This window comes from Paraeggerthella hominis, from assembly GCF_021044775.1.
GTDB lineage: Bacteria > Actinomycetota > Coriobacteriia > Coriobacteriales > Eggerthellaceae > Paraeggerthella > Paraeggerthella hominis.
The window spans coordinates 268,633-281,759 of record NZ_JAJNOQ010000004.1 but is presented as its reverse complement, the minus strand read 5'-3'; the positions used below and the strand labels follow the sequence as shown (position 1 = coordinate 281,759).

The window sequence follows — 13,127 nt, the reverse complement described above, 5'->3', positions numbered from 1 at the left end:
GAGGCGGGGATCACCCGGTCCCATTCCGAACCCGGAAGTTAAGACCGCCATCGCCGAAAGTACTGCAGCGCAAGGCTGTGGGAGGATAGGACGTCGCGCTCGCGCAGGGCGCTCGGCGTTTGCCGCCGATCGCGGGGAGGGGCCCCGGAGCCGTAACAGGTTCCGGGGCCCTTTCTGCGCTTGGGGGGACGCGCGCGAGAGCTGCGCGGGGCCGTCCGCCGCTCGAGGGGGCGGGCCCCGGACGGGTGGGCGCGAGGCCGCGCGCACCGCGTCGGGAAGGCCGCGAACGTGAGAAGGAGGAGCGTGCGCATGCTGCAAGCGAGGACGGCTCGGTCGGACGAGTTCGATCGCGTCATGGCGTTCTACACCAGAATGATCGACGAGATGCGCGGCACGGATTTCGACGTGCGTTGGAAACACGGAGAGCATCCGTCGCCCGCGTTCTTGCGCGCATCGGTCGATGCGGGCGAGGTGTACCTTGTTGAGGCTCCTGAAGACGGCGCGATCGCTTCCGCCATGGTGCTGAACGGAAGCGGGGCTTCAGGTTACGAGAACGTTCCGTGGCGCGTATCCGCCGACCTGAGCGAGGTCTCGGTAATCCATGTGCTGGCTACCCTGCCCGCGTACCATGGGCGAGGATGCGCCCGCGCTTTGCTGAACGGCGGTATAGCCGCCGCGCGGGCGCACGGGAAGAAGGCCCTGCGCTTGGATACGTTTGCGGATAACGAACGATCTCATCGGCTGTACGAATCATGCGGGTTTCAGAAAGTGGGAATCCATGACCTTTTCTATGACGACTTGGGTACGGTAGGGTTCGTTCTGTACGAACTTGCGCTGTAGTGCGCTCGATTGAACTCTGCTACCTCCAATTGCGCGTTGTTGCCGCGGGGCCGGCTTTGCGGGAGAATGGTCTGCGTGTATACCATGAAAGCGTGGGAGGGCGTCTCTCGGCTAGGCTCGCAGCCTGATCGCGGAAGGCAACGGAGATGAAAAAACTCGGGTCGATCATTCTTGCATGCGCCTTTGCGTGCGCATTGACGGCGATGGGCGCAGGGCTTGCGTTTGCGGATGAATCGCCCGATCGTGCTCCTTTGCGCGTGCTGTTTCCTCAAGTTGAAGGATTCTCCATGACGGACGAGGACGGCTCTCATCGCGGGCTGGTTGTTGACTATCTGAATGAAATCGCGAAGTACACCGGCTGGGAATACGAGTACGTGACCGTTTCGGACGATTTCGCATTAAGCAACTTTACGTCGGGCGAGTACGATCTTTTAGGCGGCACGTACTACGTTGCTGCGGCTGCGTCGCGGATAGCCTATCCTGAATACAGCTGCGGCCCTTCGAAATCGGTGCTGTTCTCGCGATGGGATGACGGAAGTATTCGCGGATACGATTATGCCGATTTGAACGGCAAAACGATTGCCGTGTCGGCTCGAGCTACAGAAAACGTACGGCGGTTAGAAGGCTTTCTGGCTACGGAGAATATCGACTGTACGATTAAGAAGTACACGATTGATGAGTTCGTCGACGGGTCCCTGGAGTACCTGCTTGATAGCGGGGAGGTCGACTTGCTGTTGGGAAACGCCGTTGACAATACGGGTGCTTATCGCCCTGCTGCGATTTTTGATGGGCAGCCTCATTATTTGGTGACGACCCCCGAAAACCAAGACGTGCTAGATGGTCTGAACTGGGCCCTGGAGCATATTATGGAGGCGAATCCTAACTTCGCGGAAGAGGCGTACGCTAGAAACTTTCCCGACGCAGACATCAACATGTATCGCGTTAACCATCAAGAGCGCCTGTACGTAGAGAAAAAGAAATCGATAACAGTGGCGCTTCCTTGCGACTATAGCCCTTTGAGCGTAGGCGGCAACTCGGAGGACGGTCGGGTTGGGGGCGTGGTCTATCGATTCCTCGATAGGATCGAGGCGTTTTCCGGCTTGAACGTTGATTGCCTGTACGTCGAATCGTACAGTGCTGCCCTTGACGCGCTGCGCAGTGGCCAGGTGGATATGCTGGGCTTTTTCTTGGGCGACGAAGACGATGCGGCGCAAGCCGGCTTGGCTCTGTCCTCCTCGTATGCGACATTCAGCAATCTGGTTGCTCGCAACAAGCTTGTTGCGTATCCTTCTGAGAATTTGCGCTATGTCGCGCTTGAGGGTACGCAGATTCCCAGCGATGTGCCGACGGGAGATGTGCGCTACGTCAAGAGCGAGCACGAAGCGCTTAATATGGTGGACAAGGGTCAGGCTGACGTCGTGTTCGGTTTGTCCATTCAAATCGAGGGCGCGATGCAGCAGGGGGTGTACTCCAACGTCGTCCCGGTCTCTTTAACGGGCAGCGCGACCGATATCTGCTTCGCACTGCCGCGTCCGGCAGATCCCGATCTTCTGACTATCGTGAACAAGAGCCTTAACAGCATGTCCGTCAACGCAAAGGCGGCGGCGGTTGAGGAGAATCGAATAACTGCGGGGTACGGTACCCTTACGCTGGTTGACTACTTGAGCGCAAATCCAATGCTGGTTGCCGGCCTGGCTGCTGTGACGGTGCTTCTGATTCTGGCTATTGCCGTTGGCGTAACGCGATCGAGGGTGCGTGCGGCCGATATGCGCGTTGAGGCCGAGCGGGTGGCTGCGGAGGGCCGTGCAAAAAGCGAGTTTCTTTCTCGAATGAGCCACGAGATACGAACTCCTATGAATGCCGTTGTGGGCATCACCGATGTTCTGGATATGCAGAAAGACGATCCGGAAGCCTTGCGCAAGAACATAGCGCGACTTCGAGCGTCGTCGGACTATTTGCTGAGTTTGCTCAACGACGTTCTTGATACCAGTCGTGTGGAAAACGGCATGATGGATATTGCCTACGAGCCCTTTTCATTGACGGAAAACGTTGCCGAACTTCAGGATATGATGCAAGCGCAAGCCGATGCCCGGATCATCGATTTGCAGGTGGTAACGAAGGTTTCGCATGAAGGCGTCGTGGGCGATTCTCTGAGATTGAAGCAGGTGCTTTCGAACCTGTTGTCGAATGCCATCAAGTTCACGCCCGAGGGCGGTGTCGTGAGGCTTGTTGTTGAGGAGACGGGTTTCGACGGGGAGCGGGCGACGTTCTTTTTCGGCGTTGCTGACAGCGGCGTGGGCATTTCCCCTGAAGATCAGAGGCGCATATTCAACGCTTTCGCCCAAGTGGGCTCAGCTGCTTCGAAGAGCCAAGGGACTGGTCTCGGTCTGCCGCTTTGCCAGAGCTTAGTGCGTCTTATGGGCGGTGAACTGCAGGTTCGCAGCGAACTTGGTTCAGGAAGCGAGTTCAGCTTCTCCCTTGTCTTTGCAATGGGAACTCCTGAACCCAGGCGGGATCGTTCGGTGGATCGGGAGCTATTCAAAGGGTTCCATATTCTGCTTGTGGAGGATGGGTCGGTAAACGCAGCTATCACGACGAATGTGCTGGAGTTGCATGGTGCTCGGGTGACCTGGGCGATTGACGGCCGGCAGGCGGTAGACCTGTTTGCTGCAAGTCGGCTCGGCGAGTTCGATGCCGTGCTCATGGATATGAGGATGCCCGTTATGGACGGCGTGGAAGCCACGCGTGCCATTCGGCTTCTGCCTCGGTCCGATGCGCGTGAAATCCCCATTGTTGCGATGACGGCAAATGCGTTCAAAGAGAGCGAGGGCGCGGCGCGTGACGCGGGGATGAACGAGTTCGTTACCAAGCCTTTGGATATCGACGAGGTGTTCGACGTGCTGGGTCGTTTGCTGAAAAGATAGCTTTCGGCAGGAGCGCGGCTGGGTGCAAGCGCAGGCTTGCTTGCGCGATTCTGCGGCCGCGCTAAGAGAGCGCGTTGATGTTCGCTCGCGCCGTCCGGTAGCTTTCAAGCGCCGCCAGGGCCAGATCGTCGACATTGTGCAGATGATTCGCCCGTATTGCTTGTACCAGGGCATCGCATCGCGCGCTGAGGGATGCGAGCCCCAAGTTCGCAGCCGTTCCTTTCACGGCGTGAGCGATGCTTTCCGCAGCTTCGTAGTCTTTCGCGCGCATCGCTTCGGGAAGCTTCTCAAGGGTGTCCTCCCGAACGAACACCTCAAGCATGGACATGAGCAGGTTCGCATTGCCGCAAAACCGCTTGAGGGTGGTTTCGACGTCGATGCCCAGTGTTTCGAGTTGTTGAAGCCGATTATCCATAAAGTGCCTCAGGCTTTCTGCTTCAGGGCGTTTTTCGCGGTTTCGCGCACTGCGAGTGCCAAGAATTCATCTTTCGGTATGGGTTGCGCGTACAGGTATCCTTGCACGAGGTCGCATCCGACGCTTTCGAGCAGCGATGCCTGGTCGCGGGTTTCCACGCCTTCCGCGATAACCGGGAGGCCGAGGGATTTTGCCATGGGAACTATAGCTCGCAAGATGCTTTCTTCGCGGGCGCGGTTCCTGCTTTCCCCGCCGAGGAAGCGCATATCGAGCTTGATCATGTCGATAGGAACGTCGCGGAGCATGCTCAACGACGAATACCCCGTTCCGAAATCGTCCATGAGCACGGTGAATCCGAATCGCTGCAGTTTTCCCATTGCCTGCAGCAATTGCGGAAGGTTGTCGGCGTACGCGCTTTCGGTGATTTCCAGTCGCAATCGCGAGGGCGGAAGTTTATACCGTTTTACCAGGTCGACAAGATTGTCGCAGAGGTGCGGGTCGTAGAATTCCAGACGCGATATGTTGACCGACAGGGGGACCGGGGCAATCCCGCTGCTTTCCATGGAAGCGAGAAAGCAGCAGACTTCTTCTCGGATGTGGCTATCGAGGCGGACGATGAAGCCGCTGTTCTCGAAAAAGGGAAGAAACTGTCCCGGCGGGATAAGACCTTTGTCGGGATGGCGCCAGCGGACGAGGGCCTCGCCGCCGACAAGAGCGCCCGAGGCAAGGTTGAAAATGGGCTGGATGAACGGTTCGAACTCCCTCTTTTCGAGCGCACGTTCCCCTTCGGCTTTCATTGTGTGCTTTACGATGAGCGACTGGTGCATGTTGGAGTCGTACAGGGCGAATCGGGTGTTGTAATTTCCTTTGATGGAACGCAGCGCAAGCGTCGCGCGGTCGCACATGATGTCGACCGGCATCGTGCGGTCCGTTATTTCGTACATGCCGAAGTAAAGCACGATCTCATGTTCCGCCTCCGCGTTGGCGAGGGCAAGTTCCAGCTGCGTTGCCAGATTGTCGCTCAGGGCCATATCTTTGGGCAGGCATAGCGCGAAATGATCCGCCTCCATGCGTCCGTATACGCCGCGATCTCGTATGGTCTTGTCGAGACATTGCGCGATGACCTTCAGAACCTCGTCGCCTCGGGTGCTGCCGTGCAGCTCGTTGAATATCTTGAAACGTTCGATATCGAATTGCACGATGGCGAACGCTTCATGGGGACGGGACTTGAGCAGTTCGGCGGTTTTGCGGCAGAACGCAGCACGGTTGTACAAGCCCGTGAGGCCGTCGTGTTCTGCCGCGTAAAGGAGTTCTTGCGCGCGATGGGCGGCAAGGAGCTCGGTTTCGCGCAGCGCTGCTTGCAGCTGCTCCCGTTCAAGCACGTGCTTCGTGACGATGTTGTCGACGCGTCGGCGGGCGACGGTCGTGTTGAAGGGCTTCGCTATGAAGTCATCTGCGCCGCGCAAAAGCGCCGGCTCCTCGTGAGCCGATTCGCCGGTTTCCACGATGATGGGTATATCTGAAAGCGACGGGTCGGCCTTCATCGCGTCGATGAGCGCAAATCCGTTCATGCCTTTCATGTCTATGTCGAGTACGACGACGTCGACCTTGCGTTCGGCCATGGCGGCGAGAGCTTCCTGCCCACTGGTTGCTTCCAGGATGGAGTACGATTCGGCGAACATATTGGCCAAAAGCGTGCGATCGATTCTGGAGTCGTCGACAATGAGCATGGAGCAGAGGGCGTCCATGTAGCGTGCTCCTTTCCAATGCGCGGCGCCGCTTGCGATTGCGTTGCGCGGCGCGCAAAACGCAAGCATATTGTATTGCTCGGCGGCGGCGCTTGCAATGACGTATGGTTGCGGGGAGACTCCGGCTTTTGGCTGCGGGGAGGGGCGGCCGAGCTTGGCATGTGGACGCGAATTGGCACCTACGACGCTGCGGAGGGGTTTCGAGGGCTTGCTTGCGCGTGGCCCACGGACAAAATGCCTGGTCGTAATTCAAGATGCAGCCAACATGGGGGTTCGGGCGCGCCGAAAATTGTCACAGGTGCCGATTCGCGCCCAAACCTACGGCTTCGGCCGTAATTCCGAGGTTCGAAAACTTCTTGAAACATTTCGCCGTTAATTTGAATAAGGCAAGATGAAGGCGCGTTTTCCCCTGCGGCCGTGCTATCGTATGCGGATGACTCAACGGGGGTGTGGCGGATTGCGCGCAGGGGAAGGGCCACGCCTTGAATGCGACAAGTTAGGAGCGCACGCCGATGGCGATGATTTCGGATATCTATGGCTCGATGGTGTTCAACGAGCATACGATGCAGGAGCGATTGCCTTCCGCAACGTACAAGAGCCTGCTCAAGACCATCAAAGAGGGCAAGCCGCTCGAAATCGAGGTTGCGAACGTCGTGGCTCATGCCATGAAGGAATGGGCTATGGAGAAGGGCGCTACGCACTTCACGCATTGGTTCCAGCCTCTTTCGGGCATTACGTCGGAGAAGCACGACAGCTTCCTCGACCCGTGCAGCGACGGGCGCGCCATCATGAGCTTTTCTGGAAAAGAGCTGATCCAAGGCGAGCCGGATGCCTCGAGCTTCCCTTCCGGCGGTTTGCGCGCCACGTTCGAAGCGCGCGGCTACACGGCCTGGGATCCCACGTCCTACGCCTTCATCAAGGACGAGGTTCTATGCATTCCCACGGCGTTTTGCAGCTACACGGGCGAGGCGCTTGACAAGAAAACCCCGCTGCTGCGTTCGATGAGCGCCATCGACGAGCAGGCGAATCGCGTGCTGGCCCTGTTCGGCGAGCCGCACGAGCGCGTGGTGCCCACCGTGGGTTCCGAGCAGGAGTACTTCCTTATTTCCGAGAAAGACTACGCGAAGCGCCAGGACCTCATCATGTGCGGGCGCACGCTGTTCGGCTATGCGCCGCTGAAGGGGCAGGAGCTGGAAGAGCATTACTTCGGCGCCATTCGCCCTTCGGTCAACGAGTTCATGAAAGAGCTCGACAACGAGCTGTGGGCTTTGGGCGTGTCGGCGCGCACGAAGCACAACGAGGTGGCCCCCGCTCAGCATGAACTGGCTCCCATCTTCACCAACGCGAACCGGGCGATCGACGAAAACCTGCTGACCATGGAGAAGATGCGCCTTCTGGCCAGCCACTACGGTCTTGTATGCCTGCAGCACGAGAAGCCGTTCGCGGGCATCAACGGGTCGGGCAAGCACAACAACTGGTCGCTTTCCAAGGGCAAGACGAACCTGCTCGAGCCCGGGGAAAGCCCCATGGACAACCTGCGCTTCCTGGTGTTTTTGACGGGCGTCATCCAGGCGGTCGACGATTACCAGGAATTGCTGCGCATGTCGGTGGCGTCGGCGGGCAACGATCATCGCCTGGGGGCGGACGAGGCTCCCCCGGCCATCATCTCCATTTTCTTGGGCGACGAGCTGGACGCCATCGTGGATGCGCTCGTTGACGGGCATGAGTACACGAATGCGGAAAAAGTGGCCATGGATCTGGGCGTTGCCGTACTGCCGAACTTCCTCAAGGACAACACCGACCGCAACCGCACCAGCCCCTTCGCGTTTACGGGCAACAAGTTCGAGTTCCGCATGCCCGGCTCTGCGGTGAACCTGTCCGATTGCAACATGATCCTCAACACGGCCATGGCGAAAAGCCTCAAGGAATTCGCCGACGCCATGGAGGGCAAGTCGGGCGAAGAGTTCGAGGCGGCGGCCATCGCGTACGTGAAGAAGACGCTCGCGAAGCACCAGCGCATTATCTTCAACGGAAACGGGTACTCCGAGGAATGGCAGGTCGAGGCCGAGCGTCGCGGGCTGGCGAACTACAAGACCACCGTCGACGCGCTTCCGTGCTTCGTCGATCCGAAGAGCATCGCGTTGTTCGAAGAGTTCGGCGTGCTGTCGGAGATTGAGGTTCGTAGCCGCTACGAGGTGAAGCTGGAGAAGTACACCAAGCTGCTGAACATTGAGGTGCGTACGATGAAGCGCATGGTGCGCCGCGCATTCTTGCCAGCTATCAACGCGTATGCGGCCGAGATTGCCGACAGCATCACGGCGTTCAAAACGGCGGCTCCTGGCGCCGAGACCAGCCAGCAGGAAACGTTGCTGCATAAGTTGCTGGGCGGCATCAAGGAGATCGACACGCATCTGCAGAAGCTTGACTCGATGCATCACGCTGCACAGAAGATGGAGAACGAGCAGGAAAAGGCGAACGTGTACGCCCACGAGATCGTTCCCGTCATGGAAGCTTTGCGCGCGGCTGTGGACAGCATGGAGATACTGGTGGATCGCGATATGTGGCCAGTTCCCACGTACAACGACATTCTGTTCTACGTGTAAGGAAACGAGCAGCGCCCCGATTCGCAAAACGAATCGGGGCGCTTTTTTGTCCTGCGACTTTCGGGGGCTGGCGCTCTGCATCGGCTTAGGCTTGCTGCGCGTCCTTCGCCGCTTCGCGCGCATCTTCCAGCTCTTGCGTGCCTTGGTTCAGCAGCACCACGCCGCCGACGACCAGCGCAATGCCCACGCACGTGATTACGTTGAAGGGATCGCCCCAGGCGATAATGCCGATGGCGGCCGTCAGTACGGTGCCCACGCCGCCCCAGATGCCGTACACGAGGCCGAGCGGCAGGTGCTTCAACGTGAACGTGAGCAGCGTGAACGACACGAGATAGCCCGCAAGGGTCAGCGCGGTGAACAGCGGTGCGGAAAACCCTTCCGACAGCTTCATCATGGTAGTGCCGAACACTTCGAGGATAATGGACACGCTGAGCAGCGCATAGGGATGTACACGGTCCATGATTACACTCCCATCTTCAAAACGACCACGCCGGCGATGATGGCTATAAGGCCCACGATCTTCTTCGCATTGAGGCCCTCATGCCAGAATACGGTGCCCACCACGGCAGTGAGCGCAATGCCGAGGCCGGTCCATACTGCGTAGGCGAAACCGAGCGGTAGCTGCTCGAGTGTTTGCGCGATCAGGTAAAACGCAACGATGTATCCAATGACGATGCCAATAATGGGCGCTTTTCGCGTGAAGCCGTTCGAGAGCTTCATCATGGAGTCGGCAAACACCTCGAAGATGACGGCGATGCCGAGCAGCACGTAGGGCGACATGATTCCTCCTATTCGCTTGGCTCCGATTGGCCAAGTTCTGATATCCTAAAGTATCCCCTAAGGGGAGAGTCAATTGCTTTATATGCAGAATGCAGAGGAGCGCCATGAGAAACGACCTGCTGTCTATCGGCGAAGTGGCCCACCTCAAGGGCGTGGGGGTGAAGGCGCTGCGCTATTACGAGCGCATTGGCGTTTTGCGCCCCGCGTACGTGAACCCCGATACCGGCTATCGCTACTATGCGCTGCGCCAGATGAACGAACTGGACGTGATCGTGTCGTGCGTGCAGTTGGGCGTGCCGCTGAAAGAGCTGGCCGACTACGTGTCCGACTGCGGCGCGATGGATATATCGTCCCTGTTGGAGCGCGCGTACATTTTGGCAAAGGAAAAGCTGCGCGACACGCAGGCCATTCTGCTGGAATTGGACGGGTATCGTCGCGAGATTGCCGTGCAGCATGCGTTGCGCACCTCGCCGGCCCCGTACGAGCGCGTGCTGGGAAAGCGCACGTTTTTGGTGATGCCCTGGGGCCACGCTGCGTTCGATGCGAAGCGCTATACGAGGGCTATGTCCGGGCTGTACGGCGAAACGAAGCGCGCATCCATGGCGCCGTTGTTCTTGCAGGGCATGATTTGCCTTCCGGGCGATGGCGGGAAGGAGGGGGCCGAGGCGCCGGAGCCGTCCTGGTACGTTGCGCTTGAGGTGCAGGCACTGCCGGGAGAAGAGCTGGCCGCGCCGCCGCAGGAGCGCGGCATGCGCCTGCTTGCGCTGCCGGGCGGCACGTTTTGCGGCCGGCGGGTCGAGCGCGAAACGTTCGAATTGTGCTATCGCGAGGTTTTCAAGGAGGCGCGAACTGCATCCGGTATCGACACTCTGCTGGCGTTCGAGATTTGGGATGCCGAGTTGAGGACCGACCGCACTATCGTCGAGGTTTTGAGAGGCTAGTTCCTATCGGTTGCCAGCGGCCGGTTCCGTTCTGCCTCCGGTTTCAGGGGGGGGCTGGGCGCGCTTCGGAGGTGCTCTTGATGCTCTTGGGCGCAGCGCGGGAGCGCGGAAAGCGCGGAGGTGCCGCCCGGCTGCTTTGGGCGGCGACGCGCTCGGTTTGCCTTTTCTGTCCCTTTCGTCGAATCGGCGACCCTTTGCCGGAACCGGTGCGTTCGCTTTAGCGCATTGGAGTACAATAAACGCGGTAGCTTAGACGAAATCTGCACGTCAAACCGTATGGACTCGCCCTTTTGCCCATTGCGGTCAAACCGCAGCGGTGTGACCATTGCAGACGGTAACGGTTCCGGTGTCAGCGAGAAGGGATGAATATGGCAGGCATCACAGAAGTCGAGTACATTTGGAAAAACGGGGAGCTGGTCCCCTGGGCGGATGCCACGACGCACATCCTGTCCCATTCGCTGCATTACGGCTCCGGCGTGTTCGAGGGCATTCGCTGCTATCAGAACCCCGACACCAAGAAGAGCTACGTATTCCGCCTGCGCGACCACATGGAGCGCCTGCATCGCAGCTGCAAAATTGCCTGCATCGATCTGCCGTACACGGTTGACGAGTTGTGCGATGCTACGCTTGAAGTGATCCGCGCGAACAAGCTTGAGAAGTGCTACATCCGCCCCATCGTGTATCGTGGCTACGGCGTGATGGGCGTCGACCCGACCGGATCGACGACCGACGTGGCCATCGCTTGCTGGCCTTGGGACAGCTACTTGGGCGCCGATGCGCTCGAGCAGGGCGTGGCCGTGGGCGTGTCGTCTTGGCGCCAGCGCTCCAACAACGCCATTCCTCCTGCGGTGAAGAGCACCGCTTCCTACATGAACTCCATCCTGGCGAAGCTGGAGGCCAAGGAGCACGGCTATGCCGAGGCCATCATGCTGAACGAGGCGGGCTTGGTGTGCGAGGGAACGGGCGAGAACCTGTTCATTGTCCGCGACGGTATCCTGTCGACGCCGCCGCTGTCCGACGGCCTGCTGGAGGGCATCACGCGCGACACGGTGCTGTGCTTGGCCGATGACCTGGAGATTCCCGCTATCGAGGAGAGCCTGACGCGCGCCGATCTCTACGTGGCCGACGAGGTGTTCATGACCGGCTCCGCCGCCGAGCTTACGCCGATCGGATCTGTGGACGGCCGCACCGTGGGCAAGCCCGGGCAGGTTACGCGCGCTTTGCAGGAGCGCTTCTTCGACGTTGTCTATGGCAACATCGAAGAGTACGCCGAATGGGTAGCGGAAGTATAGCCATTGAAAATCCTCACGTACGACAGCACGTTGCGCGACGGCGAGCAATGCGAAGGCATCACGCTGTCGCTTGAGGACAAGCTGCGCATCGTCGAGCGGTTGGACGCGCTGGGAATCGACTTCATCGAAGGAGGTTTCCCCGCGTCCAACCCTAAAGATATAGCGTTTTTCCAGCGCGTGCAAACCCTCCCGCTTCGCCACGCGCGCATAGCGGCGTTTGGGTCCACATGCAAAAAAGGCGTCGCCGCCGAGCAAGACCAAGGTCTTGCTGATTTGGTGGCAAGCGGGGCTCCGGTTGCCACTATCGTGGGAAAAACCTGGGATGCCCAGGTCACGCGCGCGCTTCAGACGACGCTTGAGGAAAACCTGCGAATGATTCGCGATTCCGTAGTGTTTTTGAAGCGTTGCGGCTTGCAGGTGGTGTTCGATGCCGAGCACTACTTCGACGGCTATGCTGCCAACGCCGAGTACGCGCTTGCGTGCGTGCGTGCTGCTAGCGAAGCCGGCGCCGACTCCGTGGATTTGTGCGAGACCAACGGCGGCGCGCTGCCGTTTCAGGTGGAGGAGGTCGTGCGCGCGACGGCTGCTGCCGTTCCCGGTCAGCAACTGGGCATTCACTGCCACAATGACTCCGGGTGCGCGGTGGCCAACGCGCTTGCGGCGGTTCGTGCGGGAGCGGTGCAGGTTCAGGGTACGGTGAACGGCTTCGGCGAGCGCGTGGGCAACACCGATCTGCTCACGGTCATTGCCGATCTTGAGCTCAAAATGGGCATGACGTGCGTGGGGAGGGACAACCTGCGCCAGCTGACCAGCGTGGCGCAGTTCGTGGCCGAGTCGTGCAACATGGCCCTGCCGACCCATCATCCGTACACGGGGGCTTCAGCGTTCGCGCACAAGGGCGGCTTGCACGCCAGCGCTATCGCCCGATTCCCCGAAGCGTACGAGCACGCTTCGCCGGAAAGCGTGGGGAACAATGCTCGCATGCTGGTAAGCGAGCTTGCGGGCAAGGCGTCTCTTATGGCGAAGGCGCGCGGGCTGGGCATTGACCTAACGCCCCATCTTGACAAGGTTCAGGGTATTCTGGACGACATCAAGCAGCGCGAGGCGGGCGGGTACTCGTACGAGGTCGCCGACGGTTCGCTGGCATTGCTGCTGCAGCGGCATTTGGGCGCGTATCGCCCCCATTTCACGCTGGAGAGTTTTCGCGTTATCGTGGACGACCACGAGGATACGGGCGCTCTTGCGAAGGACGCGATGTCCGAAGCTACGATCAAGATTCACGTAGGCGATCGGCGATTCGTGGCTACCGGCGAAGGCGCGGGTCCCGTTGGCGCTTTGGATAATGCGCTGCGCATGGCTATCGTGGCCTTTTATCCCCAGGTGGCAGACATGGAGTTGGTGGACTACAAGGTGCGTATCCTGGACGAGAACGTGGGCACCGACGCCATCACCCGCGTTGTCATCACCACAAGCGACGGCTCTGGCAGTTGGGGAACCGTGGGCGTGTCGGAAAACATTATCGAGGCTTCGTGGAATGCCATCGTGGATTCCATAGAGTACGGCCTCATGAAGATGGGAGAGTAG

At 59.4% G+C, this 13,127-nt stretch carries 10 protein-coding genes and 1 rRNA gene; 7 read left to right on the top strand and 4 right to left on the bottom strand.

What is annotated here, in order from left to right; all coding sequences use genetic code 11:
- The 3 genes from rrf to LQE90_RS06655 form a co-directional block, all read left to right on the top strand.
- Nucleotides 1–102: ribosomal RNA gene (rrf, locus tag LQE90_RS06665) — 5S ribosomal RNA — on the top strand; the annotation flags it as partial.
- 207 nt (nucleotides 103–309) lie between these two features.
- Entirely contained in the window at nucleotides 310–840 is a 531-nt protein-coding gene (locus LQE90_RS06660) for a GNAT family N-acetyltransferase (protein WP_114566139.1), read from the top strand.
- 146 nt (nucleotides 841–986) lie between these two features.
- Nucleotides 987–3,764, top strand: coding sequence for an ATP-binding protein (locus LQE90_RS06655; protein ID WP_216530003.1), 2,778 nt, complete (start codon nucleotides 987–989; stop codon nucleotides 3,762–3,764).
- Between the two features lie 61 nt (nucleotides 3,765–3,825).
- Here the strand turns inward: LQE90_RS06655 and LQE90_RS06650 are convergent, their stop codons facing one another.
- Nucleotides 3,826–4,179, bottom strand: a complete 354-nt coding sequence (locus tag LQE90_RS06650) for an Hpt domain-containing protein (protein WP_114566141.1) — start codon at nucleotides 4,177–4,179, stop codon at nucleotides 3,826–3,828.
- 8 nt (nucleotides 4,180–4,187) lie between these two features.
- Nucleotides 4,188–5,927: a putative bifunctional diguanylate cyclase/phosphodiesterase gene (locus LQE90_RS06645; RefSeq protein WP_231088234.1), complete on the bottom strand. Its 1,740-nt coding sequence runs from the start codon at nucleotides 5,925–5,927 to the stop codon at nucleotides 4,188–4,190.
- Nucleotides 5,928–6,439: 512 nt separating this feature from the next.
- On the opposite strand from LQE90_RS06645, the gene LQE90_RS06640 reads away from it, so the two are divergent.
- Nucleotides 6,440–8,530 carry a glutamine synthetase III family protein gene (locus LQE90_RS06640; protein WP_114566142.1) on the top strand — a complete coding sequence of 697 codons (2,091 nt, stop codon included), beginning with the start codon at nucleotides 6,440–6,442 and terminating at the stop codon, nucleotides 8,528–8,530.
- Nucleotides 8,531–8,615: 85 nt separating this feature from the next.
- Here the strand turns inward: LQE90_RS06640 and LQE90_RS06635 are convergent, their stop codons facing one another.
- Nucleotides 8,616–8,990 (bottom strand): DMT family transporter, encoded by a 375-nt coding sequence (locus LQE90_RS06635; protein WP_216530002.1) that lies wholly within the window; start codon nucleotides 8,988–8,990, stop codon nucleotides 8,616–8,618.
- A gap of 2 nt (nucleotides 8,991–8,992) precedes the next feature.
- Nucleotides 8,993–9,310 (bottom strand): DMT family transporter, encoded by a 318-nt coding sequence (locus LQE90_RS06630; RefSeq protein ID WP_114566144.1) that lies wholly within the window; start codon nucleotides 9,308–9,310, stop codon nucleotides 8,993–8,995.
- A 104-nt stretch (nucleotides 9,311–9,414) separates the two neighbouring features.
- On the opposite strand from LQE90_RS06630, the gene LQE90_RS06625 reads away from it, so the two are divergent.
- The 3 genes from LQE90_RS06625 (at nucleotide 9,415) to cimA (ending at nucleotide 13,127) form a co-directional block, all read left to right on the top strand.
- The gene (locus LQE90_RS06625) at nucleotides 9,415–10,251 is read left to right on the top strand and encodes a MerR family transcriptional regulator (RefSeq protein ID WP_216530001.1); all 837 of its coding nucleotides are present in this window, start codon (nucleotides 9,415–9,417) and stop codon (nucleotides 10,249–10,251) included.
- 368 nt (nucleotides 10,252–10,619) lie between these two features.
- Complete coding sequence (locus LQE90_RS06620; protein ID WP_114566146.1) at nucleotides 10,620–11,543, top strand: branched-chain amino acid transaminase; 924 nt, start codon at nucleotides 10,620–10,622, stop codon at nucleotides 11,541–11,543.
- Nucleotides 11,544–11,546: 3 nt separating this feature from the next.
- Nucleotides 11,547–13,127 (top strand): citramalate synthase, encoded by a 1,581-nt coding sequence (cimA, locus tag LQE90_RS06615; protein ID WP_216530000.1) that lies wholly within the window; start codon nucleotides 11,547–11,549, stop codon nucleotides 13,125–13,127.

What these genes read in the sequence shown, in the direction of transcription:
- LQE90_RS06660 (WP_114566139.1), top strand. Translation starts at nt 310, where the DNA reads ATGCTGCAAGCGAGGACGGCTCGGTCGGACGAGTTCGATCGCGTCATG.
- LQE90_RS06655 (WP_216530003.1), top strand. Translation starts at nt 987, where the DNA reads ATGAAAAAACTCGGGTCGATCATTCTTGCATGCGCCTTTGCGTGCGCA.
- LQE90_RS06650 (WP_114566141.1), bottom strand. Translation starts at nt 4,179, where the DNA reads ATGGATAATCGGCTTCAACAACTCGAAACACTGGGCATCGACGTCGAA.
- LQE90_RS06645 (WP_231088234.1), bottom strand. Translation starts at nt 5,927, where the DNA reads ATGGACGCCCTCTGCTCCATGCTCATTGTCGACGACTCCAGAATCGAT.
- LQE90_RS06640 (WP_114566142.1), top strand. Translation starts at nt 6,440, where the DNA reads ATGGCGATGATTTCGGATATCTATGGCTCGATGGTGTTCAACGAGCAT.
- LQE90_RS06635 (WP_216530002.1), bottom strand. Translation starts at nt 8,990, where the DNA reads ATGGACCGTGTACATCCCTATGCGCTGCTCAGCGTGTCCATTATCCTC.
- LQE90_RS06630 (WP_114566144.1), bottom strand. Translation starts at nt 9,310, where the DNA reads ATGTCGCCCTACGTGCTGCTCGGCATCGCCGTCATCTTCGAGGTGTTT.
- LQE90_RS06625 (WP_216530001.1), top strand. Translation starts at nt 9,415, where the DNA reads ATGAGAAACGACCTGCTGTCTATCGGCGAAGTGGCCCACCTCAAGGGC.
- LQE90_RS06620 (WP_114566146.1), top strand. Translation starts at nt 10,620, where the DNA reads ATGGCAGGCATCACAGAAGTCGAGTACATTTGGAAAAACGGGGAGCTG.